Source organism: Janthinobacterium silvisoli (assembly GCF_014200725.1).
Lineage (GTDB): Bacteria > Pseudomonadota > Gammaproteobacteria > Burkholderiales > Burkholderiaceae_D > Janthinobacterium.
The window spans coordinates 414,205-437,445 of the sequence record NZ_JACHCL010000003.1 but is presented as its reverse complement, the minus strand read 5'-3'; the positions used below and the strand labels follow the sequence as shown (position 1 = coordinate 437,445).

9 protein-coding genes are annotated in these 23,241 nt (G+C 58.5%); 4 read left to right on the top strand and 5 right to left on the bottom strand.

Translation table 11 applies throughout. From position 1 onward, the window contains the following. Nucleotides 1-55: 55 nt before the first annotated feature. Genes HDE75_RS18335 through tldD form a run of 3 tightly spaced genes read left to right on the top strand, consistent with a single transcriptional unit; the run spans nucleotide 56 to nucleotide 6,581 of the window. On the top strand, nucleotides 56-4,240 hold the full coding sequence (locus tag HDE75_RS18335; protein WP_183680894.1) for a YhdP family protein: 4,185 nt from the start codon (nucleotides 56-58) through the stop codon (nucleotides 4,238-4,240). Nucleotides 4,241-4,295: 55 nt separating this feature from the next. Then, complete coding sequence (locus HDE75_RS18330) at nucleotides 4,296-5,096, top strand: carbon-nitrogen hydrolase family protein (protein ID WP_183680892.1); 801 nt, start codon at nucleotides 4,296-4,298, stop codon at nucleotides 5,094-5,096. 24 nt (nucleotides 5,097-5,120) lie between these two features. Beyond that, nucleotides 5,121-6,581: a metalloprotease TldD gene (gene tldD, locus HDE75_RS18325; protein ID WP_183680890.1), complete on the top strand. Its 1,461-nt coding sequence runs from the start codon at nucleotides 5,121-5,123 to the stop codon at nucleotides 6,579-6,581. A gap of 51 nt (nucleotides 6,582-6,632) precedes the next feature. Here tldD and HDE75_RS18320 read toward each other — a convergent pair whose 3' ends face one another. Together HDE75_RS18320 and HDE75_RS18315 are read right to left on the bottom strand one after the other, a co-directional pair. Continuing rightward, nucleotides 6,633-9,452, bottom strand: coding sequence for a TonB-dependent receptor (locus HDE75_RS18320; protein WP_260174281.1), 2,820 nt, complete (start codon nucleotides 9,450-9,452; stop codon nucleotides 6,633-6,635). Nucleotides 9,453-9,743: 291 nt separating this feature from the next. Beyond that, a complete protein-coding gene (locus HDE75_RS18315; RefSeq protein WP_183680886.1) occupies nucleotides 9,744-12,404 on the bottom strand; it encodes a TonB-dependent receptor in 2,661 nt (886 codons plus the stop codon). A 722-nt stretch (nucleotides 12,405-13,126) separates the two neighbouring features. Between HDE75_RS18315 and aroG the strand changes: the two genes are divergently transcribed. Next, complete coding sequence (gene aroG, locus HDE75_RS18310) at nucleotides 13,127-14,191, top strand: 3-deoxy-7-phosphoheptulonate synthase AroG (protein ID WP_300759003.1); 1,065 nt, start codon at nucleotides 13,127-13,129, stop codon at nucleotides 14,189-14,191. Between the two features lie 77 nt (nucleotides 14,192-14,268). On the opposite strand, the gene HDE75_RS18305 is transcribed toward aroG, so the two are convergent. The 3 genes from HDE75_RS18305 to HDE75_RS18295 form a co-directional block, all read right to left on the bottom strand. After that, complete coding sequence (locus tag HDE75_RS18305) at nucleotides 14,269-16,923, bottom strand: TonB-dependent receptor (protein WP_183680882.1); 2,655 nt, start codon at nucleotides 16,921-16,923, stop codon at nucleotides 14,269-14,271. Nucleotides 16,924-17,305: 382 nt separating this feature from the next. Then, nucleotides 17,306-19,969 (bottom strand): TonB-dependent receptor, encoded by a 2,664-nt coding sequence (locus HDE75_RS18300; protein ID WP_183680880.1) that lies wholly within the window; start codon nucleotides 19,967-19,969, stop codon nucleotides 17,306-17,308. A gap of 350 nt (nucleotides 19,970-20,319) precedes the next feature. Next, nucleotides 20,320-22,989 (bottom strand): TonB-dependent receptor, encoded by a 2,670-nt coding sequence (locus HDE75_RS18295; protein ID WP_183680877.1) that lies wholly within the window; start codon nucleotides 22,987-22,989, stop codon nucleotides 20,320-20,322. Nucleotides 22,990-23,241: the final 252 nt, after the last annotated feature.

Genomic DNA, 23,241 nt, shown 5'->3' with positions numbered 1-23,241 from the left:
GAATTCAGACGATTTTTGCCATTATTTGACGCCAGGCCAGTTTATTAGCTTATTGATGCAAAAACCGCCAGAAGCAAGCGAGACCGAGCATGTGCCACTGGCCCAGCGTTGGCAGCGGCTGCGTGCCGCCTATCGCATGGCCAATCTGGCCACACACCATGTGCTGGGCTTTACGGTCAAGGCTGTGTTGCTGGTCTATTTTGTTTTCGCTGTACTGTTCCTGTCCCTGCGTTACCTCATTCTGCCCAATATCGATTATTACAAGAGCGATATCGAGCAGGCGGCCAGCCATGCGCTGGGCAATCCCGTCAGTATTGCCCGTATTTATGCTTCCTGGCATGGCTTGCGGCCGAATCTTTTTCTCGGCGATGTCACCCTGCGCGACAAGACAGGCCGACAGGCGCTGAGTTTGCCCAGCGTGTCTGCCACCCTCTCGTGGTGGAGCTTATTGGGTTCAGTGCGATTCGATACACTGGAAATCACGCGCCCCGACCTGGACGTGCGCCGCAGCGCAGATGGCAAGCTGTATGTGGCTGGCGTGCTGGTCGACAATAATCAGGGCGGTGACGGCAAGGGCGCCGACTGGCTGCTGGCGCAGCATGAGATCATTATCCGCGACGGCAAGGTGCGCTGGACGGACGAGTTGCGCGGTACGCCGGAGCTGGCGCTGGAGCAAGTCAATTTATTGCTGCGCAATCGCTGGCGCAGCCATCGCCTGGGCTTGCAAGCGACGCCGCCGGCCAGCCTGGCCGCGCCCATCGATGTGCGCGCCCACTTCGTGCATCCGCCTTTCAGTACGCACATTTCCGATGTCGGCATGTGGAAGGGCGAGCTGTATGCCGACCTGAAGAATGCTGACCTGGCCGCCTGGCGCCGCTATCTCGATTACCCGTTTGAACTGAGCCAGGGCAAGGGCGCCGTGCGCGCCTGGCTTAACCTGGACCATGCGCGTCTGGCCGGTTTTACGGCTGACGTGGGGTTGACGGATGTGCAGGCCAGGCTGGGCGAGCATATTGCACCGCTCGATTTACTGTCGGTCAGCGGCCGTGTTTCGGCAAAGGAAGAGCTGTCGGCACAAACGCCAGTTGGCAAGCCGACTTTTGGCGCCAACGGCCATCAAGTCGAGTTGACTGACTTTGCACTGCAGACGCGCGATGGCTTGAGTTTGCCGCCGACCACCTTGTCCGAACGGTTTACAGCCGCCACCAAACGCAAGCCGGCGCATACGGAAATTACGGCCCAGACGCTCGACTTGCAAACCCTGGCCGCACTGGCGGACAAATTACCGCTTGGCCAACAGCAGCGCGAGAATCTCGAAGCGATGGCGCCGCGCGGCAGCTTGCAGGATTTTTCGGCGCAATGGGACGGCGATTTCGCCACCGCCAGCAGCTACCGTGTGCGCGGCCGCCTGGTGGAACTGGGCTTGAATGCGCGCCCGGCCCGCCTGGCCATGGCCAAAACCGCCACCAGCCCGGCGCAGGCTGCCGCGCCCGCGATTCCCGGTTTCGATAAGCTCAGCGGCACGATAGACGCCAGCGACAAGGGCGGCAAGATCGATATCGATGCCCACGGCCTGGTCTTGCAATTGCCCAGTTATCTCAGTGATCCGGCTTTGCCGTTCGAACAGTTCCAGATGCAGGCGCGCTGGGACTTCGAAGCGAACAACATGCTGCAAGTCAACCTGGACAAACTGGACTTCAACCAGCAAGGCTTGCGTGCCAGCTTGCACGGCACGCACCGCATGCCGCTCGATGGCAGCAACCTGGGCGAAGTGGACCTGACTGGCACACTCGATAATTTTGAAGTCAACACCATCGGCCGCTACCTGCCGGTGCAAACGCCAGAACACTTGCGCCATTGGCTGACTGGCGCGCTGGAAGGCGGCGTGGCGCGCGACGTGACCTTGCGCCTGCGCGGCGAACTCGATCATTTCCCGTTCAAGGCCGACACGGCGGCAGAGCGTAGCCGTGGTGAATTCCGTGTGGCCGGCAAGATCGACAATGGCAAGCTCAACTACGCGCCTGGCGAATTTGCCGAAAGCGGGCCGCTGGCCGGCAAGGCGCCGCTGTGGCCGCAGGCGGAAAAGATCAAGGGCAGTTTTCTGTTCGAGCGCGCGCGCATGGAAATTCGCGGCGACACGGCCACCACCGGTGGCGTGGCCCTGAGCAATGTCAAAGCCGTGATACCGGACCTGACCGTCTTCGACACCCTGCTCGATATCGATGGCAACGCCGCCGGCCCGATGCAGGAATTTCTCAAATACGTGACTGACAGCCCGGTGCTGGCCTGGATCGATCATTTCACCGATGAAACGACGGCCACCGGCAACGCCAAGCTGGCCCTGAAACTGCACTTGCCGATCGAACGCTTGCTGGAATCGACCGTGCAGGGCAGTTTGCAGCTGGCCGGCAATGACGTGGTGTTGTTCCATGACATGCCCCCTGTGCTGGGCACGCAAGGCAAGATCGAGTTCAACGAAAAGGGCGTGAACCTGAACGGTCTGAACGGCAATCTGCTCGGTGGGTTGGTGGCTGTCTCGGGCGGTACGCAGCCCGACAATTCCATCCAGGTCAAGATCGCCGGCAACATGACGGTCGATGGCTTGCGCAAAACCTATCCCACACCTGTGGTGCAGCGGCTGGCGAAACACTTGAATGGCGGCGCCCGCTATAACGGCTTGATCACCGCCCGTGATCATTTGCTGGTAGTCAATGTCGAATCGCCATTGAATGGCCTGGGCCTGGACTTCCCGGCGCCCCTGAAAAAGGCCGCCGGCGACAGCCTGCCGCTGCGCTTTACCTTGACCGGTAATGCCGCCAACCCGGCCGGTCTGCGCACGGACGATATCCGCATCAATCTGGCAAACGGCATCGCCGCGCGCTACCAGCGCCAGAAACAGGGCAAGGAAGCCTGGCGCCTGGTGCGCGGTGGCATCGGCGTCAATGTGCCGGCGCCTGAACCGGACAGCGGCATGATGCTCAACGTGAACATGAAGTCGCTCGACGTGGACAGCTGGATCGCCGCCGGCAGTGCAATCGCGGGCGGCGGCACGGCCGGGGGCAGCGATGCTGGCGCGGATGGCGACGCGCCCGATTTTGCGCAATATGTGGTGCCGGACGTGATGGCGGCGCGCGCCAGCGAGCTGATGCTGGGTGAGCGCAAACTGGAAAACGTGGTGGTGGGCGCCACGCATCAAAAGGATGTGTGGCAAGCCAATATCGACGCCAAGCAAGTATCCGGTTATGTAACCTGGCTGGAAACGCCTTCCGGCCTTGGCAAGATGACGGCGCGGCTGTCGTCGCTGATCATTCCCGAATCGGCCGCAAACGATGTGAAAAACCTGCTGGAAGGCAAGAGCAGCGCACAATCGATCCCCTCGCTCGATATCGTCGCCGAGCAGTTTGAATTGTTCAATAAAAAGATCGGCCGGCTGGAACTGCAAGCGTATAACACCATGGCGGCCGGCGGGCGCGAATGGCGTGTCGGCAAGTTGCAATTATCAAATCCCGACGGCGCCTTGAGCGGCAACGGTAAATGGATACTCAAGGATGGCCAGAGCACCACCAGCCTGCGCTTCGGACTCGATATCGTCGACGCCGGCAAGCTGCTGGACCGCTTCGGCTTTGTCGATACCTTGCGTCGCGGCAAGGGCCGCCTGAGCGGCGACATCGCCTGGAACGGCTTGCCATATTCGCTCGATATTCCGACCCTGTCCGGGAATATCGAGATGAACGTGGAGTCGGGCCAGTTCCTCAAGCAAGACCCGGGCGCGGCCAAGCTGTTGGGCGTACTGAGCTTGCAAGCCTTGCCCCGTTTGCTGAAACTCGATTTCCATGACGTGTTTTCCGAAGGCCTGGCCTTCGATGGCATCACGGCCAATGCCAGCATCAAGCGCGGCGTGGTGACCACCGATAATCTGAAGATGCATGGCGTGGCGGCAACGGTATTGATGGATGGCACGGCCGATATCGACCATGAAACGACCAATCTGCACGTGGTGGTGATACCGGAATTTAATCTGGGGACAGGCCCCCTGGTGTATGCGCTGGCCGTCAACCCGGTGATTGGCATTGGCAGCTTTTTGGCGCAACTCTTTCTGCGCGCGCCGGTCATGAAGGCGCTGACTTACCATATGCAGATCGCCGGACCGTGGAAGTCGCCCGTGGTGACCAAGCTCGATGGTGGTAAATTGGAGCCGGTCCCTGCTGCGGCCTCGACGCCGGAGGCGGTCGCGAAGTAAGCGCAATAGCTGAACCAAGCTGAACCAAGCTGAACCAAGCTGAACGATAGGTGACATGATGCATACAGTGGCAGCAATACAAATGATTTCCTCGCCCTCCGTCGAGGAAAACCTGGCCACCGCGCAGCGCCTGGTGGCGCAGGCGGCGGCTGGCGGCGCCAAGCTGGTGGTCTTGCCTGAATACTGGGCCATCATGGGCCAGCAAGAGACAGACAAGCTGGCCCATGCCGAACAGGCCGGTAGCGGACCCATCCAGGATGGCATGGCGCAGATGGCCCGCCGGCACGGCATCTGGCTGATCGGCGGTACCTTGCCGCTGGTCTCGGAGCAAGCTGGCAAGGTCCTCAACACCACTCTGGTGTATGACCCGCAAGGCGAGCCGGCCGGCCGTTACGACAAGATCCACCTGTTTGGTTTTACGCGCGGCGCCGAGTCATACAACGAATCGCGCACCATCGTTGCCGGTAGCCAGGTACGCAGCATCGAAATGCCATTTGGCCGGGTCGGCCTGTCCGTCTGTTATGACTTGCGTTTCCCTGAGCTGTACCGGGCGATGGGCGATTGCGCGCTGATCGTGCTGCCGGCCGCCTTCACCCATACGACTGGCCGTGCTCACTGGGAAGTGCTGCTGCGCGCGCGTGCGATTGAAAACCAGTGCTATGTGCTGGCGTCGGCGCAGGGCGGCCTGCATCCGAACGGGCGCCGTACCTGGGGCCACAGCATGCTGATCGATCCCTGGGGCGAGATCAAGGCGGTATTGCCGGAAGGCGAGGGCGTGGTGATAGGTGACATCGATACCCTGTTCCTGGCTGGCGTGCGCGAATCGCTGCCAGCCCTGGCACACCGCACCATGTAAATTGAATTTTAAGAATAGATAGACATGATCTCATTTGAACCTAATCTGTCCAGCCTGGCCGTGGCGCGCGATATTTTGTTGACGCCGTTCGGCCTCGACGAAGACAAGCTGCTCAAGGCGCTGGGCACGATGTTTACGCACAAGGTCGATTACGCCGATCTGTATTTCCAGTTCACCAAGAGTGAAGGCTGGAGCCTGGAAGAAGGCATCGTCAAGACGGGCAGTTTTTCCATCGACCAGGGCGTCGGCGTGCGTGCCGTGTCTGGTGACAAGACGGCTTTTTCCTATTCGGATGAGATTTCCGAACGGGCCTTGCTGGAAGCGGCAGCGGCCACGCGCACGATTGCGCGCGCGGGCGCTGGCAAGATCAAGGTAGCGGGCCAGACGCAGCTCCAGGGCGGCCGTTCGCTGTATCTGCCGAACGACCCGCTCGCTTCGCTCGATGCGACGGCCAAAGTGCAATTGCTGGAGCGCGTGGAAAAAATGGCGCGTGCCAAAGACCCGCGCGTGGTGCAAGTGATGGCTGGCCTGGCCGCTGAATACGATGTGGTGCTGGTGCTGCGCAGCGATGGTCTGCTGGCGGCCGATATCCGGCCCCTGGTACGGCTCTCGCTGACGGTGATCGCGGAACAGAATGGCCGCCGTGAAACGGGTTCTTCGGGAGGCGGTGGGCGTTTCAGTTATGACTATTTCAGCGACGCCGTGCTGGAACAATATGCCAGCGACGCCGTCAATTCAGCCTTGGTGAACCTGGAAGCGCGCCCCGCGCCAGCCGGCCCGATGACCATCGTGCTGGGGCCGGGCTGGCCCGGCATCCTCTTGCACGAAGCCATAGGCCATGGCCTGGAAGGCGATTTCAACCGCAAGGGATCATCCGCGTTTTCGGGCCGCATCGGCGAGCGCGTGGCCGCCAGGGGCGTCACCGTGGTCGATGACGGTACCTTGTCGGGCCGCCGCGGTTCGCTCAATATCGACGACGAAGGCAACCCCACGCAATGCACGACGTTGATCGAAGATGGCATCCTGAAAGGCTATATCCAGGACACCATGAATGCGCGCTTGATGAAAATGCCGGTGACGGGCAATGCGCGGCGCGAATCGTTCGCGCACCTGCCGATGCCGCGCATGACCAACACCTACATGCTGGGCGGCGACAAGGATCCCGGCGACATCCTGGCTTCCGTCAAGAACGGCTTGTATGCGGTGAACTTTGGCGGCGGCCAGGTCGATATCACGAACGGCAAGTTCGTCTTCTCGGCCAGCGAAGCCTACATGATCGAAAACGGCAAGCTCAGCTATCCAGTCAAGGGGGCGACCCTGATCGGCAACGGCCCCGATGTGCTGAATCGCGTTTCCATGATCGGCAACGACATGCGCCTCGATTCGGGCGTGGGCGTGTGCGGCAAGGAAGGGCAGAGCGTGCCGGTAGGTGTGGGGCAGCCTACCTTGCGCCTCGATGGCATCACGGTTGGTGGCACTGCTTGATTTTCCAAAACTGCTTGTCCCAGCCCGGCGCAGGGACAAGCCAGTCTTTCCTCAGAACTTGTACTTCAATCCCGCGCTAAAGAACCGTCCTGCCGCGCCCGCGTAGTCGAGCGGGTTGTAGCCGGTGGCACCGTAGGTCAATGGGTCAAGCGGGGCGATCTTGTCGAACAGGTTCTGGATCGATGCATAGGCTTCCAGCTTGGGCGTGGCCAGCCAGCGGGCAGTCAGGTCCACGCTGGTGAACGAGGCGATGCGGCAGCCGCGCGGCGCATCTGAACCGTCGGCAAAATGCGTGGCGCAGCCGTCGGGATCGTTCTTGAACAGTACATTGTCGAGCGCACCGCGGTAGTTGAGGTTGGTCGAGACGCGCCAGTTCTGGCGCTCCCAGGTGATGCCCAGGTTGACACGGTTGCTCGGCGTACCCATGCAGTTGGAAACGTCGCAATTACCATGCGTGCCGGCAAAATCGCGCTGCGTGCCATCCTGCTCCGTGCGCAGCCATTTGTACAGATGGGTCCATTTCACGTCGAAGGTCAGGCTGCCATAATCGCTGCCCAGGATGAAGCGCTGGCGGCCATCGACGTCGATGCCGCGCACCGTCGTCTGCGCCGAATTGACATAGTTGGCCAGCACGGCCGTGATGGCGCCAGGGTCGCCCGATATGCCGGTGGCAGTCGATGGGTCGCGCGCCACATGGCCTTCGGCAATCGCCGTATCTGTTTGTTCCTGGTTGATTTCATTCTTGCGGCGGATTTGCCACAGGTCGACCGAGACGCTGGTGCGGGGAAGCGGGTCCCAGATGGCGCCCAGAGAGTAGCTGCGCGAGCGTTCTGGCGACAGGTTCGGATTGGGCGAGGTGATGATGGCGATCGAAGCGGGATTGCAGGCGGCAGCGACGCCGAGCGCGCAGCGCAATGGATCGGTTGCCGTGGAGAATGCTGCCAGGCCACCGACGCCGTTCTCTGCCGCGCTGGGAGCGCGAAAGCCCTTGGCGAACGTGCCGCGCAAGGCCAGTTCGCGCAGCGGCGTCCATTTGATGCCCACCTTTGGCGTGTAGGAATTGCCCACGTCGCTGAAATGGTCGGCGCGCAAGGCGCCCGACAGCTCCACCTGGCTGAGCACCGGCGCCAGGACTTCGGCATAGATGGCCGAGGCGTTGCGGCTGCCTTTGTAGGCGGAGTAGCCGAGGCCGATGATATTGCCCCGTTCTGTACCCGTAGTCGGCTGCAACTCCGTCGCTTCGTGACGCAATTCTGCACCGACCGCCACGCCCAGCGCGCCGCCGTCCAGCTTGCCGACTTCGCGGCTGGCCTTGAAATCGATTTGTGCTATATGCGTCTTGGCATCGTTAGAAATGGTGGGCGACAGCGCCGCATACAGGGCCGGCGAATTGAGGCCGGCATTTTCCGCGATGCGCCACAGGCTGCCCGCAGGCAGGGCGGCATAGGCAGGGTTCAGGCTGGCGGCAGCCACGTTGACGGCGCTGGGGTTGAGCAGGGCAAAGGCCACGTCGCGCTGCAGATAGCCGTTCTGCTCGTTCGATACCCGGTTTTGCGAGTACAGCAGGGCGCTGTCGATATCCCAGCCGGCAAGCGTGCCCTTGATACCGAGCACATAGCGCTGGAAGGTGGAATCGATGTTCGATACGCGCGGCCCCACGTCGCCTGCCAGGTAGCGCAGGCGGGCATCGGTGCCAAAGTAGGGGTTGTCCGGATGCGTGGCGCCCAGCGAGACGCCTGCATTGCTGACGGGGCCGCCTGGATAACCCACCGAACCGCTGACCGTCGATGGTGTCGTTTGCGAGGTCGATTCGCTGTGATACAGGTTGACCTCGGCATAGGTTTGCAACTCTGAGCTCAGTTGCCAGGCGCCACGGCCGAAGAAGTTGAGGTTCTTTTGCTGGGGCTGGATTTGCCCGTATTGTTGCGCGGCATCAGTCAAACAGCCGCCACCCGGATCGCCCTGCGGGTGCGTGGTGAAGTTGCTGCAGGCCGCTGCCGGAAAGGTGCGCGTGAAACCCACGCCGGCCAGGTTGCCGCGGTTGTAGTAATCGAGCGTGCCGGGGTTGCGCACGTTGCCGTTGATGGCGCTGCCGGCCGCATTGTTGGTGGTGATCGCGCCCGTGCCGCCCAGCGCCTGCTGTGCACTGAAGCCCAGGTCGCGCAAGTCGCTGCGGCCGACGGCGCCGCGTCCGTCCCGGTCGCGGTTCCAGATCGGTGCCTTTTCACTGTATTCCAGATTGAGCAGCACGTTGTAGCGGTCGGTGTCGATATCGCCGAAACCATGCATGATGGCCGCGTGCGCATCGCGGCCATCCCAGTATTTGGTCTTGCCGTAATTGCCTTTGATCGTGGTGCCCTGGAAGTCGCGCCGCAAAATCACATTGACCACGCCGGCAATCGCATCGGAGCCATAAATAGCCGAGGCGCCATCCTTGAGGATTTCCACGCGCTCGACGGCGTCGAGCGGAATGATGTTCAGGTCGGCAAAGACCTTTTGCCCATCGTCGGCCAGGCCATACGGCGCCACCCGGCGCCCGTTCAGCAGTACCAGGGTCGAGGCGGTGCCCAGGCCCCGCAGCGAGATGCCGGAGGCGCCGGCAGCGAAGCCATTGCCGAAGGTGGTGGGGACCGAACCCTGGTTGTCGACGGCCAGCGTCTGCAGCAGTTCGGCCACGCTGGACTTGCCGGATTTTTCGATATCGGCGGCGCTCAGGGTTTGCACGGCCGATGCCGTTTCAGCCTGCGTGCGGCGGATGTTTGAGCCGGTAATTTCCACGCGGGCGATCGGCGCCGCCGTGGCACTATCCTGGGCTTGCGCCAATGCAGGCAGGGCCAGCAGAATGGCGCCAGGTGCGAAGGCGTACTGCAATGCGAATACGATGGGGGGAAGTAAGGGTGTAAATAAGGAGGTAAATAAGGAGGTAAATAAGAGTGGTCCTGCCTTGCAATGTCGCGACATGCTGTTCTCCCGGTTGGATGTGCAGGTGTGTGCCTGAACTCTCAGTTTTGCCGGGGCGCCTGTCGCCAGATTCGATCTGCATCAGTTGTGCGCGATATGCGGGACGTTTTATGCGGGTTTGTAGCTGATCTACGACAGTTAAAAAGGCCAGAAAAGTATGAACTTTTCTGGCCTTTTATGGTCGTGCTTTAAGTGAACAGTTTAGAACTTGTAGCTGGCTTTCACGTACAGCGTGCGGCCCAGTGGATCCGTGTAGCGTGGATCGTAGCCGGTCTGGAACACTGTGCCCTGGTTGGTGAATGGCGGGTTGGTGTCAAACAGGTTTTTCACGCCGACGCTGATATCGGTGTTATGGAAGCCCTTGTACGAACCCGACAGCGAGAACGTGGAATAGGCTTTCACGTGCTGCTGATATTGAGCATCGACCAGATTCTGGTCTTCATAACCACTCATGTACTGGTTCGACAGACTGGCGCCCCATTTACCCTTCGACCAGTTCAGCGATGCATTGTGTTTCCAACGGAACACTGGGTTGTTGTCAGCATACACGCCTACGTTCTGGATGTAAGCGCCGCCAGTTTCGTTCTGGTACTCATAGTTGTGTACCCAGGTACCGTCGAACTGCAGGCCGAAGTCGCCATAGGTGTTGCTGTGTGGCAGTCTCCAGGTCAGGCTGGTATCGACACCGGAGGTATGCACTTCGCCGAGGTTGGTCAGATTGGCGTTGACATATTGCAGCGTATTGCCATCGGCCGAATATACGAAGTCTTGCTGGTATTTTGCATAGTTGCCGAACAGCGTTTGCTCTGCCACGGTGCCGATCTTGTCGCGGATCTTGATATTGAAATAATCGAAGGACAAGGTGACGGCATTGACTGGTTCGAGCACCACGCCGAAGGCGAAGGTCTTCGATTTTTCCGGCTTCAGATTGATGTTGCCGCCGCTGCGGATGTTTTGCTGCTGGTTGCAGACCACGTTGGCATTGGCGCCAGGAACGGCCGTACCACCTGGGCACAATTTAGGATCGTTATACGAATCGCCGGTGAAGGTGGTAGTCGCCGGTCCATGCAAGTCATACAGCGTAGGCGCGCGGAAGCCGGTGTTGTACGAAGTGCGGAACAACACTTGTTTGGTCGGTTGCCAGCGGAATCCCACCTTCGGATTGAAGCTGCTGCCGACGTCATCGTAATGGTCGTAGCGCGCTGCCAGCGACAGATCCAGATCCTTGCGCAGAGGCACGCTCAGTTCCGAGAACAGGGCGGCGATATTGCGTTGGCCGGATTGGTTTTGTGCATCGGCATAACCGGAGCTTTGCGCTTGCGAAGCGAGGGCCGTGTTCACATCGTAATCAGCCTTGTCGTGGCGGAATTCGGTACCTACGGCGAAGCCGACTGCGCCTGCTGGCAATTGGTAGATATCGCGGCTGATTTTTGCATCGACGCCGGTGCTGGTCATTTTGGCGCCCAGGTATTGGCCATGCAGCTGGGCTGCATCGATATACGCGGTACCGGCAGCGGACTGGTCGCCGAACGGGTTCAGGATGCCATTGGCCACGCCCTGCATGATCTGGCTGTCATTGGTGTAGCCATTGACGAAAGCGCTGGCCGCCTTGCTGATCGAGTAGTTGAAACCGACATCGTAGTCCCAGCCTGCAACCAGGCCTTCCGAGGACAGTACCAGACGATCCGAGATACTGGTGTCGTAGCCTTCGCGCTTGCCGGCAGCGACGGTACGCCAGTTCAGCGTCAGGTCGCTGCCATTCAAACCGGCCACGCCAGGCACATTGCCATTGCCTGGATAGTAAGGGCTGGTCGATGGCATCGAGATACCGATCAGTGGCGATGCTGCGATGGCCGTCGTGTCGCTGCTGCGTGCATGCAGGTATTCCACGCTGGCGGTATTGTCTTCGTTGAGCTTGAAGGTAGCCTTGCCCAGGAACGACTCTTGCTGCGTTTTTGGAATGTCATCGATAAAGGTGGTGGTGTCGGTGCGGCAAGTGCCGGTCTTGCTGTTGGCGACCAGGCCAGGGCCCTGGCAGCCGGTAGCGAAGTAAGGGTTGCCCGTCAAGCCGTTATCGGCAAAGAAGTTCGCTGGTTGCGAGGTGCCGCTGGTGCGGTCAACCCCCTTGCTTGGAATCAGGCTGGTATCGGAGAAACCGCGCGAGATGGCCGACAGCGCCGATTGCTTGTGCAGGTCGGCCACGCCGAAGACATTGTAGCCATCCTTGTTCAGATCGCCATAACCGCCGGTCAGGTTGATGCGCGATTCTTCGCCGCCGCCACTCTTGGTCGGCGTGAAGCCTTCGACGCTGACGGTGGCGCCTTGCACCGAGCGCTTGGTGATGAAGTTGATCACGCCGCCGATGGCGTCGGTGCCGTAGATGGCCGAAGCGCCGTCACGCAGGATTTCCACGCGGTCCAGTGCCGACAGCGGGATGATGTTCAGGTCGACCGAGGAGCCGTTAAATGGGTGGCTGGCGATGCGACGGCCGTTCAGCAGGACCAGGGTCTTGTCGGAGCCCAGGCCACGCAGGTCGGCGACCGATTGGCCGCCCGTGCCCAGGCCGACGGACTGGCTGCTGCCTTGCGAGCTTTGGTTCATCGGGATGGTATTCATCACATCTTGCGCCGTCGTCAAGCCTTGCTTGATGAAGTCGTCGGCCTTGATCGAGGTGATAGGCAGTGCCGTCTGCGACGACAGGCGTTTGATGCTCGAGCCGGTCACTTCCACGCGCTGCATGCTGGCTGAGTCATCGGTGCTGTTGTCCGTTACGCTCTGCGCGCCTGCCGCGTGCATGCCTAACAGCAGGCCGCTGGCGCAGATGACGCGCAACGACCGTGACAGCAATTTTTCTATCATCATGGCAAAACTCCTGGTCAATAATTTTTTGTGATTTGTGTTTGTCTACAAGCAAGGGGGTGGCCTTACGCCTGTAACAGAGATGCCTCGCTGTTTTTTTATGCAGGAGACGTATTCATCAAATCACCTTGCCGGTAGCAGGGTCAAGAACCAAAAAGACAAGAGTGAAAATAACCAACAGTAATGATTAATTACAGATGTAAAGAGGTATTGATGCATCTGGAACGTGCTTGTGCGTCGTTGCGCGCGGGCTGATTACTTGAGCCCGCATGGATGCTTGCGATGGGATTTGGAGAGGGGCGACAAGGTCGCTTACAAATTGAAACGTTTGTGAGGAATCGTTATGCCGGGCAAGCTGGAGATAGCTTACTTTTCAATTGTAAAGTTATGTAGTGACAGCATGATGACGCGGAAAAAAACGCATATCCGATGGCAAAGCATACACGATGCAAACGTGTTGCACTATGCCGAGCAGCACAAATATGCTTGCCAAGCGTTCCAATTTGGCGTTATAGTGAATTAACACCAACTGGATGACTCGCATGTTCGCTCGCTTTTTTACCGCCTACTTTTACTTTAGCAATTCCAACCCAACGGCGGTGGAGTAGCGGTCGGTTCACGTAGCAGCAAAAACGAGATCCCAGCAAATTCTAAAAAACCGCCACTGATGGCGGTTTTTTTTTACCCCTACAGTTTTACCTCTGTTCAATTTTTTGGAGAAAATGATGCCTCGCACCGATGATTTGCGTATTCGCGAAATGAAGGAATTGACCCCGCCGTCCCACCTGATCCGCGAATTTGCCTGCTCGGAACTGGCCGCCCAGACCGCTGCCGAATCGCGCGTCGCCCTGCATCGCATCCTGCATGGCCAGGATGACCGCTTGATGGTGGTGATTGGGCCCTGTTCCATCCACGATACCAAGGCCGCGATGGAGTATGCGCGCCTGCTGGTCAAGGAGCGTGTGCGCTTTGCCGGCGAGCTGGAAATCGTCATGCGCGTGTATTTCGAGAAGCCGCGCACCACGGTGGGCTGGAAAGGGCTGATCAATGATCCCTACATGGACAACAGTTTCCGCATCAACGATGGCTTGCGCATGGCGCGCGAACTGCTGCGTGATATCAATGAACTGGGCTTGCCGGCCGGTACCGAGTTTCTCGATGTGATCAGTCCACAATACATCGCCGACCTGATCAGCTGGGGCGCGATCGGTGCGCGCACCACCGAATCGCAGGTACACCGCGAGCTGGCGTCGGGACTGTCGTGTCCGGTAGGCTTCAAGAATGGCACGGATGGCAACGTCAAGATCGCCGTGGAAGCGATCAAGGCCGCGTCGCAACCGCATCATTTCCTCTCTGTCACCAAGGGCGGCCACTCGGCCATCGTGTCGACCAATGGCAATGAAGACTGCCATATCATCTTGCGAGGCGGCAAGACGCCTAACTATGACGCAGCCAGTGTCGACGAAGCTTGCAAGGCCATCGCGGCGCAGGGACTGGCGTCGCGCCTGATGATCGACGCTTCGCATGCGAACAGCTCGAAAAAGCCGGAAAACCAGATTCCCGTCTGCGCCGATATCGCCGCCCAGGTGGCGGCGGGCGATGACCGCATCGTGGGCGTGATGGTTGAATCGCACCTGGTGGCCGGCCGCCAGGACTTGGTGCCAGGCAAGGAACTGATCTATGGCCAGTCCGTCACCGACGGCTGCATCGACTGGAGCGCCAGCGTGGCCGTGCTGGAAAACCTGGCGGCCGCCGTGAAACAGCGCCGTCTGCAGGGCGATAAGGAATAAACTCCGCTTTGGCATAGGAAAAAACCCGGCAAGCTGAGTCAGCCTTCCGGATTTTTTGCTTTTAAACTTAGCTCAGTTTAAAACTTGTAGGTAGCGCGCACGTAAAAAGTCCGGCCCAGCGGATCCGTAAAGCGGGGATCGTAGCCGGTCTGGAAAGTACCGATCTGGTTACTGAACGGTGGATCCTGGTTCAGCAGGTTTTTCACGCCGACGGTTACTTCCGTATTCTTGAAACCCGAATACGCGCCCGACAGCGACCAGACCGAGTACGCCTTGACGCTTTGTTCGAATTCCGGATCGACATAGTTCTGGTCGCGGTAGCCGCTCATGTACTTGTTCGACAGGGTGGTGCTCCATTTGTTCAGATTCCATTGTAGAGACGCATTATGTCTCCAGCGGAACACCGGTGCATTGTCGCCGTACACGCCCACGTTTTGCACGTATTCGCCATCGCGTTCGTTCTGGTATTCATACTTCTGTACCCAGGTACCGTCGAAGTTAAAGGTGAAATTGCCGTACTGGCTGCGTGGCAGTTTCCAGTTCAGGCCCAGGTCCAGGCCCGCCGTGTGCATTTCGCCCAGATTGTCCAGCGTCGCCAGCACGTATTCAAGCCTGGTGCCATCGGCCGAATACACGAAGCTGTCCTTATATTTGGCGTAGTTGTCGAACAGGGTTTGTTCGGCCACGGTACCGATCTTGTCACGCAGCTTGATATTGAAGTAGTCGAGCGACATGGTCAGCGACTTGATCGGTTCGAGCACGATACCGGCGCTGAAGGTCTTTGATTTTTCCGGCTTGACCTCCGGATTGCCGCCCGAGCGGATGTATTGCTGCGCCCGGCAAGCGACGTTATCGTTGGCGCCAGGAATGGCCACGCCATTCGGGCACAAACGCGGATCGTTGTACTTATTTGCCGTGAAGGTTTTGGTTTGCGGGCCATGCAGGTCATACAGCGTGGGGGCACGGAAGCCCGTGTTGTAGGAACTGCGCAGCAAGACCTGATTAGTTGGCTGCCAGCGCAGGCCGACTTTCGGGTTGAAGCTGCCACCAACGTCGTTGTAATGGTCGTAACGGGCCGCCAGCGACAATTCCACATCTTTTACGACAGGAATGCTCAACTCTGAAAAGAGGGCGCTGATGTTGCGGCTGCCTGACTGGCCCAGGGCATCGGCATAGCCGGAGCTCGACGCCTGACTGGCCAGCTCCCGGTTGACGTTGTATTCCGCCTTTTCATTGCGGAACTCGGTGCCGACGGCGAAGCCGACCGCGCCTGCAGGCAAGTTGAACAGTTCACGGCTGATTTTCGCATCCAGCGCCGTGCTGGTCATCTTGGCGCTCAGATACTCTCCTTTCAGGACGGAGTCCTGCAGGTAGGCTTCGCCGGCGGCGCTTTGGGCGCCAAACGGATTCAAGATGCCATTGGCAATACCGTCGATGATGCGCTGATCGTTCAGGTAGCCGCCGGTAAAGGCGCTCGTCGCCTTGCTGACGGAATAGCTGAGGCCAGCGTTATAGTCCCAGGCGCCGAGCACGCCTTCGAGTGCCAGTACCAGTCGGTCCGAGGTGCTTGTGTCGTAGCCGCTGCGCTGGCCCGACGCCACTGGACGCCAGCTGATATCGAGATCTTGCCCGGACAGGCCCGGGACGGCTGGCACGCCACCACTGCCGCCTGGATAGTAAGGCGAGCTCGATGGCATCAGCAAGCCGATGTTCGACATTGGCGGCGGCGAGATATGGGCTTGATTGGTGCTACGCGAGTGCAGGTATTCGATGGTGGCCAGGTGATCCTGGTTCAGCTTGAAGCTGGCTTTGCCCAGGAAGGATTCCTGCTGGGTTTTTGGAATCGCGTCGATGAACGGCGTGACATCCATGGCGCAAGTGTTCTTGCCCGCAGTGTTTTTGTACAGATTGGGTCCGACGCAGCCGGACGCGAACGCCGGGTTGCCGACCAGGCCGTTGCCGGTATCGTAGAAATTGGCCGGAAAGGTGGTGCCGCTCAGGTTATCGACGCCCTTGCCGGGAATATAGCCGCTGGCCGAGAAGGCACGGTCTGCTGCGCTCAGCGCAGATTGGCGATGCACGTCGACGACACCGAAGACGTTGAAGCCATCCTGATTCAGGTCACCATAGCCGCCAGACAGGTTCAGGCGCGATTCGTCACCGCCCCCGGCTTTTTGTGGCTGGTAATGTTCCACGCTCACCGAGCCGCCCTTGACTGAACGCTTGGTGATGAAGTTGATCACGCCGCCAATCGCATCGGTGCCGTAAATGGCGGAGGCGCCGTCACGCAGTACTTCGACACGCTCCAGGGCGGAAATGGGAATGATGTTCAGGTCGACGGAAGAGCCATTGAACGGATGGCTGGCGATGCGCCGGCCATTGAGCAGCACCAGCGTCTTGTCGCTGCCGATACCGCGCAAGTCCGCCACCGACTGGCCGCCCGTGCCCGAACCGACGGACTGCGAACTGCTTTGTGAGCTTTGATTCATGGAAATGGTCGACAGTACTTCCTGCGCCGTCGTCAAACCTTGCTTGACGAAATCGTCCGCCTTGATCGAGGTGATGGGCAGCGCCGTTTCCGACGCCAGGCGCTTGATGCTCGACCCGGTCACTTCGACCCGTTGCATGGTGTTATCGCTTGTCTCCTGTGCATAGGCGGTCTGCATGCCCAGCACCAGGCTGCCGGCAAACATGAGGCGCAATGAACGCGATATTACATTTTCAACCATCATTGTTAATTCCTTATTTTATTGAGAAATGTTGCAATTATCTCGATGAAACTGGCAATTTACTTATTATAATTTTGCTTCTTTTTATATTGACCAGTGAATATTTGGCAAATTTTTTGAGTCCCCATGACAACATTCACAGTTTAAATTGTCAATTTTTCTTACTTTTTTTGGAAAAAAAGTAACAAAACACTGTAATTTTTATAATCCATTACTCATAAAATGTTGTGCGATGTTTTGATTTCTTGTTGGTCGCGTAAAATAAAACGGCGCAGACCATCGCTGGTATGCGCCGCCGACAAACAAGGCACTTCGTTGTGTCATAAAAAAAGCCCGGAAAGCTGTACCAGCTTTCCGGGCGTGTCAGTTTTTCGCTGAAGTCAGCTTAGAACTTGTAGGTGGCGCGCACGTAGAAAGTACGGCCCAGCGGATCGGCAAAGCGCGGATCGTAGCCGGTCTGGAAGGTATTGTATTGATTGGTGAACGGCGGATTTTCGTTCAGCAAGTTCTTTACGCCGACCGTCACTTCCGTATTCTTGAAACCGGCATACATGCCAGACAGCGACCAGATCGAATACGGTTTGACCTTTTGTACGAATTGGTCATCGACATCGTTCATGTCCTGGTAGCCGCTCATGTATTTATTCGCCAGGGTAGCGTTCCACTTGCCCAGGTTCCACTGCAGCGACGCATTGTGTCTCCAGCGGAATACCGGGCCATTGTCGGCATACACGCCCACGTTTTGCACGTAGTCACCATTGCGTTCATTCTGGTACTCATACTTCTGTACCCAGGTGCCATCAAACGCAAAGGTGAAGTTGCCATACTCGCTGCGTGGCAGTCTCCAGTTCAAGCCCAAGTCGACGCCGGCCGTGTGCATCTCGCCCAGGTTATCCAGGTTGGCCACCACGTAGTCCAGCGAGCGGCCATCGGCCGAGTACACGAAGTTGTTTTTGTACTTGTCATAGTCGCCGAACAGGGTCTGTTCAGCCACGGTGCCGATCTTGTCGCGCAAGCGGATCTGGAAGTAGTCGACGGATACCGTCACGGATTTGATCGGCTCGATGACGACACCGGCGCTGAAGGTTTTCGATTTTTCAGGCTTGATTTCCGGATTGCCACCCGTGCGAATATATTGCTGTGTGGCACAAGCGGTATTCTTGTCGGCGCCAGGCACGGGGGTGCCACCAGGGCACAGGCGCGGGTCGTTGTACTTGCCGGCCGTGAAGGTCTTGCTCATCGGGCCGTGCAGATCGTACAAGGTTGGTGCGCGGAAACCCGTATTGTACGAGGTGCGGAACAATACCTGGCTGGTCGGCTGCCAGCGCAGGCCGACTTTCGGATTGAAGCTGCCGCCGACATCGTTGTAATGGTCGTAGCGGGCTGCCAGCGACAGTTCCAGGCTCTTCAGGACAGGTACGCTCAGTTCCGAGAAGATGGCGCCGATATTGCGGCTGCCCGACTGGTCTTTTGCCTCGGCATAACCGGAGCTCGATGCTTGCGAAGCGAGTGCCGTATTGATGTTGTACTCGGCTTTTTCATTGCGGAACTCGGTGCCGACGGCAAAACCGACGGCGCCCGCTGGCAAGTCATAGATTTCACGGCTGATCTTGGCGTCAACACCCGTGTTGGTCATCTTCGCGTTCAGGTATTCGCCTTGCAGCAGCGAATTTTTCATGTATTCCAGGCCGGCCGCGCTTTGCGGGCCAAACGGGTTCAGCACGCCGCTGGCCACGCCATCGACCATGCGCTTGTCACCCACGTAGCCATTGACGAAGGCACTGGTGGCCTTGCTGACGGAAAAGCTCAGGCCGACGTTGTAGTCCCAGCCTGCGACCACGCCTTCCGACGCTGCCACCAGGCGATCCGAGGTGCTGGTGTCGTAGCCGATGCGCTGGCCCATCTCCATCGGACGCCAGCTCAGGTTGAGTGCTTCGCCTGCCAGGCCTGGCACATTTGGAACACCAGCGCTGCCGCCTGGATAGTATGGCGAAGTCGGGTCGATGGTCAGGCCGATGCGGGTCAGCGTCGGTGGCGTGATGCGCGACTCGTTGGTGCTGCGCGCGTGCAAGTATTCCAGGGTAGCCAGATGATCTTCGTCGATCTTGAAGCTGGCTTTGCCCAGGAAGGACTCCTGGTTCGTCTTTGGAATATTTTCGATGTAGGGCGCCGCGTCAAACGAGCAGACCGAGCTGCCATCCGGGTTGGGGCGCTGGTTTTGGCCTGCGCAACCACCGGCAAAGGCTGGGTTGCCCGAGAATACTTTCGACGGATCTTTATTGATGGTCGTGAAGTTGGCGCTTGGCGTCGTGCTGCTCAGGTTATTGACACCCTTGCCAGGAATGTAGCCGGTGGACGAGAAAGCGCGGTCGCTGGCGTTCAACGCTGACTGGCGATGCACGTCGACCACTCCGAAGACATTGAAGCCATCTTTGTTCAAGTCGCCGTAGCCACCCGACAGGTTCAGGCGCGACTCATCGCCGCCGCCCGATTTTTCTGGCTGGTAATGTTCTACCGAGACCGAGCCGCCCTTGACGGAGCGCTTGGTGATGAAGTTGATGACGCCGCCGATGGCGTCGGTGCCGTAGATCGCGGAGGCGCCGTCACGCAGCACTTCCACCCGTTCCAGGGCCGATACGGGGATGATGTTCAAGTCAACGGAAGAACCGTTGAATGGATGGCTGGCAATGCGCCGGCCATTGAGCAAGACCAGGGTCTTGTCGCCGCCGATGCCGCGCAGGTCGGCTACGGACTGGCCGCCGGTACCGGCGCCCACGGACTGGCTGCTGCCCTGCGAGCTTTGATTCATGGAAATGGTAGCCAGGACTTCCTGTGCCGTCGTCAGACCTTGCTTGGCGAAATCATCGGCCTTGATCGAGGTGATCGGCAGCGCTGTTTCCGAGGACAAACGCTTGATGCTCGAACCTGTTACTTCCACGCGTTGCATGACACCATCTGTTGTTTCTTGTGCATATGCCGCGTGCATGCCTAACGCCAGACTACCGGCAAACATGATGCGCAGCGAGCGTGCGATTACATTTTCAACCATTCTCTAAAATTCCCTTTTTTGTGATTAATACAGCAATTAATTCATTGTAACAAGATGTAACTCAGTGATTAATTTGCCCTTATTAAAATTGGCCGCTGAAAATTCGGAAAATGATCAGCGGCCATCATCAAAACACTCACAATTAACATTGTCAATTTCAGTTGTATTTTTTGGATGGAATGCAACAAAGTCGGTGTTTTTTTATAAAACTTCATAAATAAAATATCGTGAACCCTTGTCATCCGTGTTCAGATGCGTAAAATAAAACGGCGCACATCATCGCTGATGCGCGCCGTATGCGACCGGCACCTGCTTGCCGGTGCCGTTATTTTCTTACAGTAAAGTTCCCCTTAAAATGTGTAGCCTCCACGCAGGTAATAGGCGCGTCCGATCGGGTCCGTGTAGCGTGGGTCATAGCCCTTCTGGAACAGCGTGCCCTGGTTCGAGAACGGCGGTTGCTTGTCAAACAGGTTTTTTACGCCGGCGATCAGCTGGAAACCGTTCCAGGTGTAGCTGCCCGACAAGTTGAACAAGCTGTAGGTCGGCACATCCTGCTTGTATTGGGCGGCCACGTTGTTCTGGTCCGTGTAGCCCGACTTGAACGATTGCGACAGGGTTGCACCCCAGTTGCCCAGGCGCCAGTTGAGCGACGCCGTGTGCTTCCAGCGAAACACGGGATTGTTGTCTGCATAGCGGCCCACATTGTGGATGAATTCGCCGCCGCGCTCGTTCTGGTAGTCGTATTTGTGGGTCCAGGTGCCGTCGACCGACAGGCTGAAATCGCCATAGCTGCTGCGTCCCAGGCGGGAGTTGAGGCTGATGTCGATGCCATCGGTCTTGACCTCGCCCAGGTTCTCGTTCAAGTCGAGAATCGCATATGGCGAACCATCGGGATTACGCAGGAACAAGGCCTTGTAGCGCTGGTAATCGCCGAAGATCGATTGCTCGGGCAGCGCGGCGATCTTGTCCTTCAAGTGGATGTTCCAGTAATCGATGGCGACAGTGACATCCCTGGTCGGCTCGAGTACGATGCCGAAGGCAAAGGTGGTGGACTTTTCCGGTTTCAGGTTTTCATTGCCTCCTTGCAGCTTGTATTGCTGAATTTCACAGTCGCGCAGCGGATTGGAACCGGGTTGCGGCACGCCGCCAGGGCACAGTACGGGATCGCTGTACGAATCGTTGGTGTCGTTCTTGGACGGTGGCGCGTTCTTTTCAAACAGGGTAGGGGCACGGAAACCGGTGCTGGCCGAACCGCGCAGCACCAGCTGGGGGCTGGCCTGGTAGCGTATGCCCAGCTTCGGATTGGTGGTGCTGCCGACATCGCTGTAGTGGTCGTAGCGGGCCGCCAGCTGCACTTCCAGATCCTTGATCAAAGGCAGGTTGAGCTCGCCAAAGAAAGCTTCGATATCGCGCGAACCGCTCTTCGACAGCGAGCCGGACAAGCCCGAACTGGCTGCCTGGCCAGCGATATCGCGGTTCACATTGAAGTCGGCTTTTTCACGCCGCAGTTCGGCGCCCAGCGCGATGGCCAGTGGTCCGCCTGCCAGTTGCGTCAGCTCGCGGCTCCCCTTGATATCGAAACCGGTGGTGGTGACCTTGGCGTTCTGTACTTCGCCGCGCAGCGCCGTGCTGTCCAGATACGCCTTGCCGGCCGCGTCTTGTACTCCGAAAGGATTCAGGATGCCATTCAATACGCCGGCCGCAAACGAGGCGTCCTGTACATAGCCACCCGTGAATTTTTCCGATGACTTGCTGACGGCGTGGCTCAAGCCCGTCTTGTAATCCCAGCCCGCCACTTCGCCTTCCAGCGCCAGTACCAGGCGATCGGCCTTGCCATCCGAATCGATCTGCCGCTGGCCCGCTTCGACAGGGCGCCAGTTGACGCTCAGCGGCTGGCCCGACAGGCCAGTCTGGGCCGGCACACCGCCACCATTGCCCGGATAGTATTTGCTGCTGATCGGCAGGACCAGGCCGGTTTGCGGCGGTGGCGCCGTGCGCGCCTTGACCTTGTTTTCAGAGTGCAAGTATTCCAAGGTAGCCAGATGGCCATCGCCGAGCTTGAAGGCGCCCTTGCCGAAGAAAGCCACTTGCTCCTGTGCCGGCAAATCATCGATCTGGCGCGTGTAATCCTGGCGGCAAGTGCCGTTGGCAGCCGCCACCGACAAGGGCGGATTGCAGCCCGTCGCTGCATAGGGATTGCCTGCCAGGCCATCGCCCTTGTTGGCTGCAGCATCAAAATAATTGCCAGGGAAGGTGGTGCCGCTGGTCACGGACAAGCCGCGCGCGGGGATGATGCCGGTCTTGGAGAAATCGCGGTCTTGCGAGGTCAGCACGTTTTGCTTGTGGTAATCGACCACGCCAAAAATATTGTAGCCATCGCCGTCGAGCTTGCCGAAGCCGGTTGACAGATTCACGCGGTGTTCGCCGCCGCCCTTGTGCTGCGGCGCCACGACTTCAGCCGTCACGTTGGTGGCATTGACCGAGCGCTTGGTGATGAAGTTGATGACGCCGCCAATCGCGTCGGTGCCGTAGATGGCCGAGGCGCCGTCGCGCAATACTTCGATACGGTCCAGTGCGGCAATCGGGATGATGTTCAGGTCGACGCTGGCGCCGTCATACGGGTGGTTGGCGATGCGCCGGCCGTTTAGCAGGACCAGCGTCTTGTCGCCGCCCAGTCCGCGCAAGTCGGCACTGGCCTGGCCGCCCGTGGGCAAGCCACTGGTATTGCCGCCGACGGCGTTGCCGCTACCCATGCTCGACGAGTTCGAAGGGATCTTGCTGAGTACTTCCTGGGCAGTGGTCAATCCCTGCTTGGCGAATTCCTCGGCCTTGATGATGGACAGCGGGGTAGCCGTTTCCGAGACCAGGCGCTTGATCGATGAACCGGTAACTTCTACCCGTTGCAGACCAGAACTGTCGCCGCTGTCTTGTGCCAGTGCCGGCTGGCTGAACAAACCGGCGGCAAGCCCGCTGGCACAGATCAAACGGATGGAACGGGACAAGCATATTTCTCTAAGCATGTTCAAGACTCCTGATTAAGCGGTTGGCTAACGGGGCAAGAACGGCCATGCAGATAGGCATGTCCGAGAAGATTGAAAAGTGGTTTTAAACCATTTATATATTTTCAATTTCTCAAATGTAATAAATTAAAAATTGTCTTGTCAATAACTGTATGGAGATTGTGTAGTTAAATAACAAATGGCGACATTTAGCATGATTTAGGATAAATATTTGTCAAATAAGCTTATCTTATTTTTATTTTTCTGCACATG

What these genes read in the sequence shown, in the direction of transcription:
- HDE75_RS18335 (WP_183680894.1), top strand. Translation starts at nt 56, where the DNA reads ATGCAAAAACCGCCAGAAGCAAGCGAGACCGAGCATGTGCCACTGGCC.
- HDE75_RS18330 (WP_183680892.1), top strand. Translation starts at nt 4,296, where the DNA reads ATGATGCATACAGTGGCAGCAATACAAATGATTTCCTCGCCCTCCGTC.
- tldD (WP_183680890.1), top strand. Translation starts at nt 5,121, where the DNA reads ATGATCTCATTTGAACCTAATCTGTCCAGCCTGGCCGTGGCGCGCGAT.
- HDE75_RS18315 (WP_183680886.1), bottom strand. Translation starts at nt 12,404, where the DNA reads ATGATGATAGAAAAATTGCTGTCACGGTCGTTGCGCGTCATCTGCGCC.
- aroG (WP_300759003.1), top strand. Translation starts at nt 13,127, where the DNA reads ATGCCTCGCACCGATGATTTGCGTATTCGCGAAATGAAGGAATTGACC.
- HDE75_RS18305 (WP_183680882.1), bottom strand. Translation starts at nt 16,923, where the DNA reads ATGATGGTTGAAAATGTAATATCGCGTTCATTGCGCCTCATGTTTGCC.
- HDE75_RS18300 (WP_183680880.1), bottom strand. Translation starts at nt 19,969, where the DNA reads ATGGTTGAAAATGTAATCGCACGCTCGCTGCGCATCATGTTTGCCGGT.
- HDE75_RS18295 (WP_183680877.1), bottom strand. Translation starts at nt 22,989, where the DNA reads ATGCTTAGAGAAATATGCTTGTCCCGTTCCATCCGTTTGATCTGTGCC.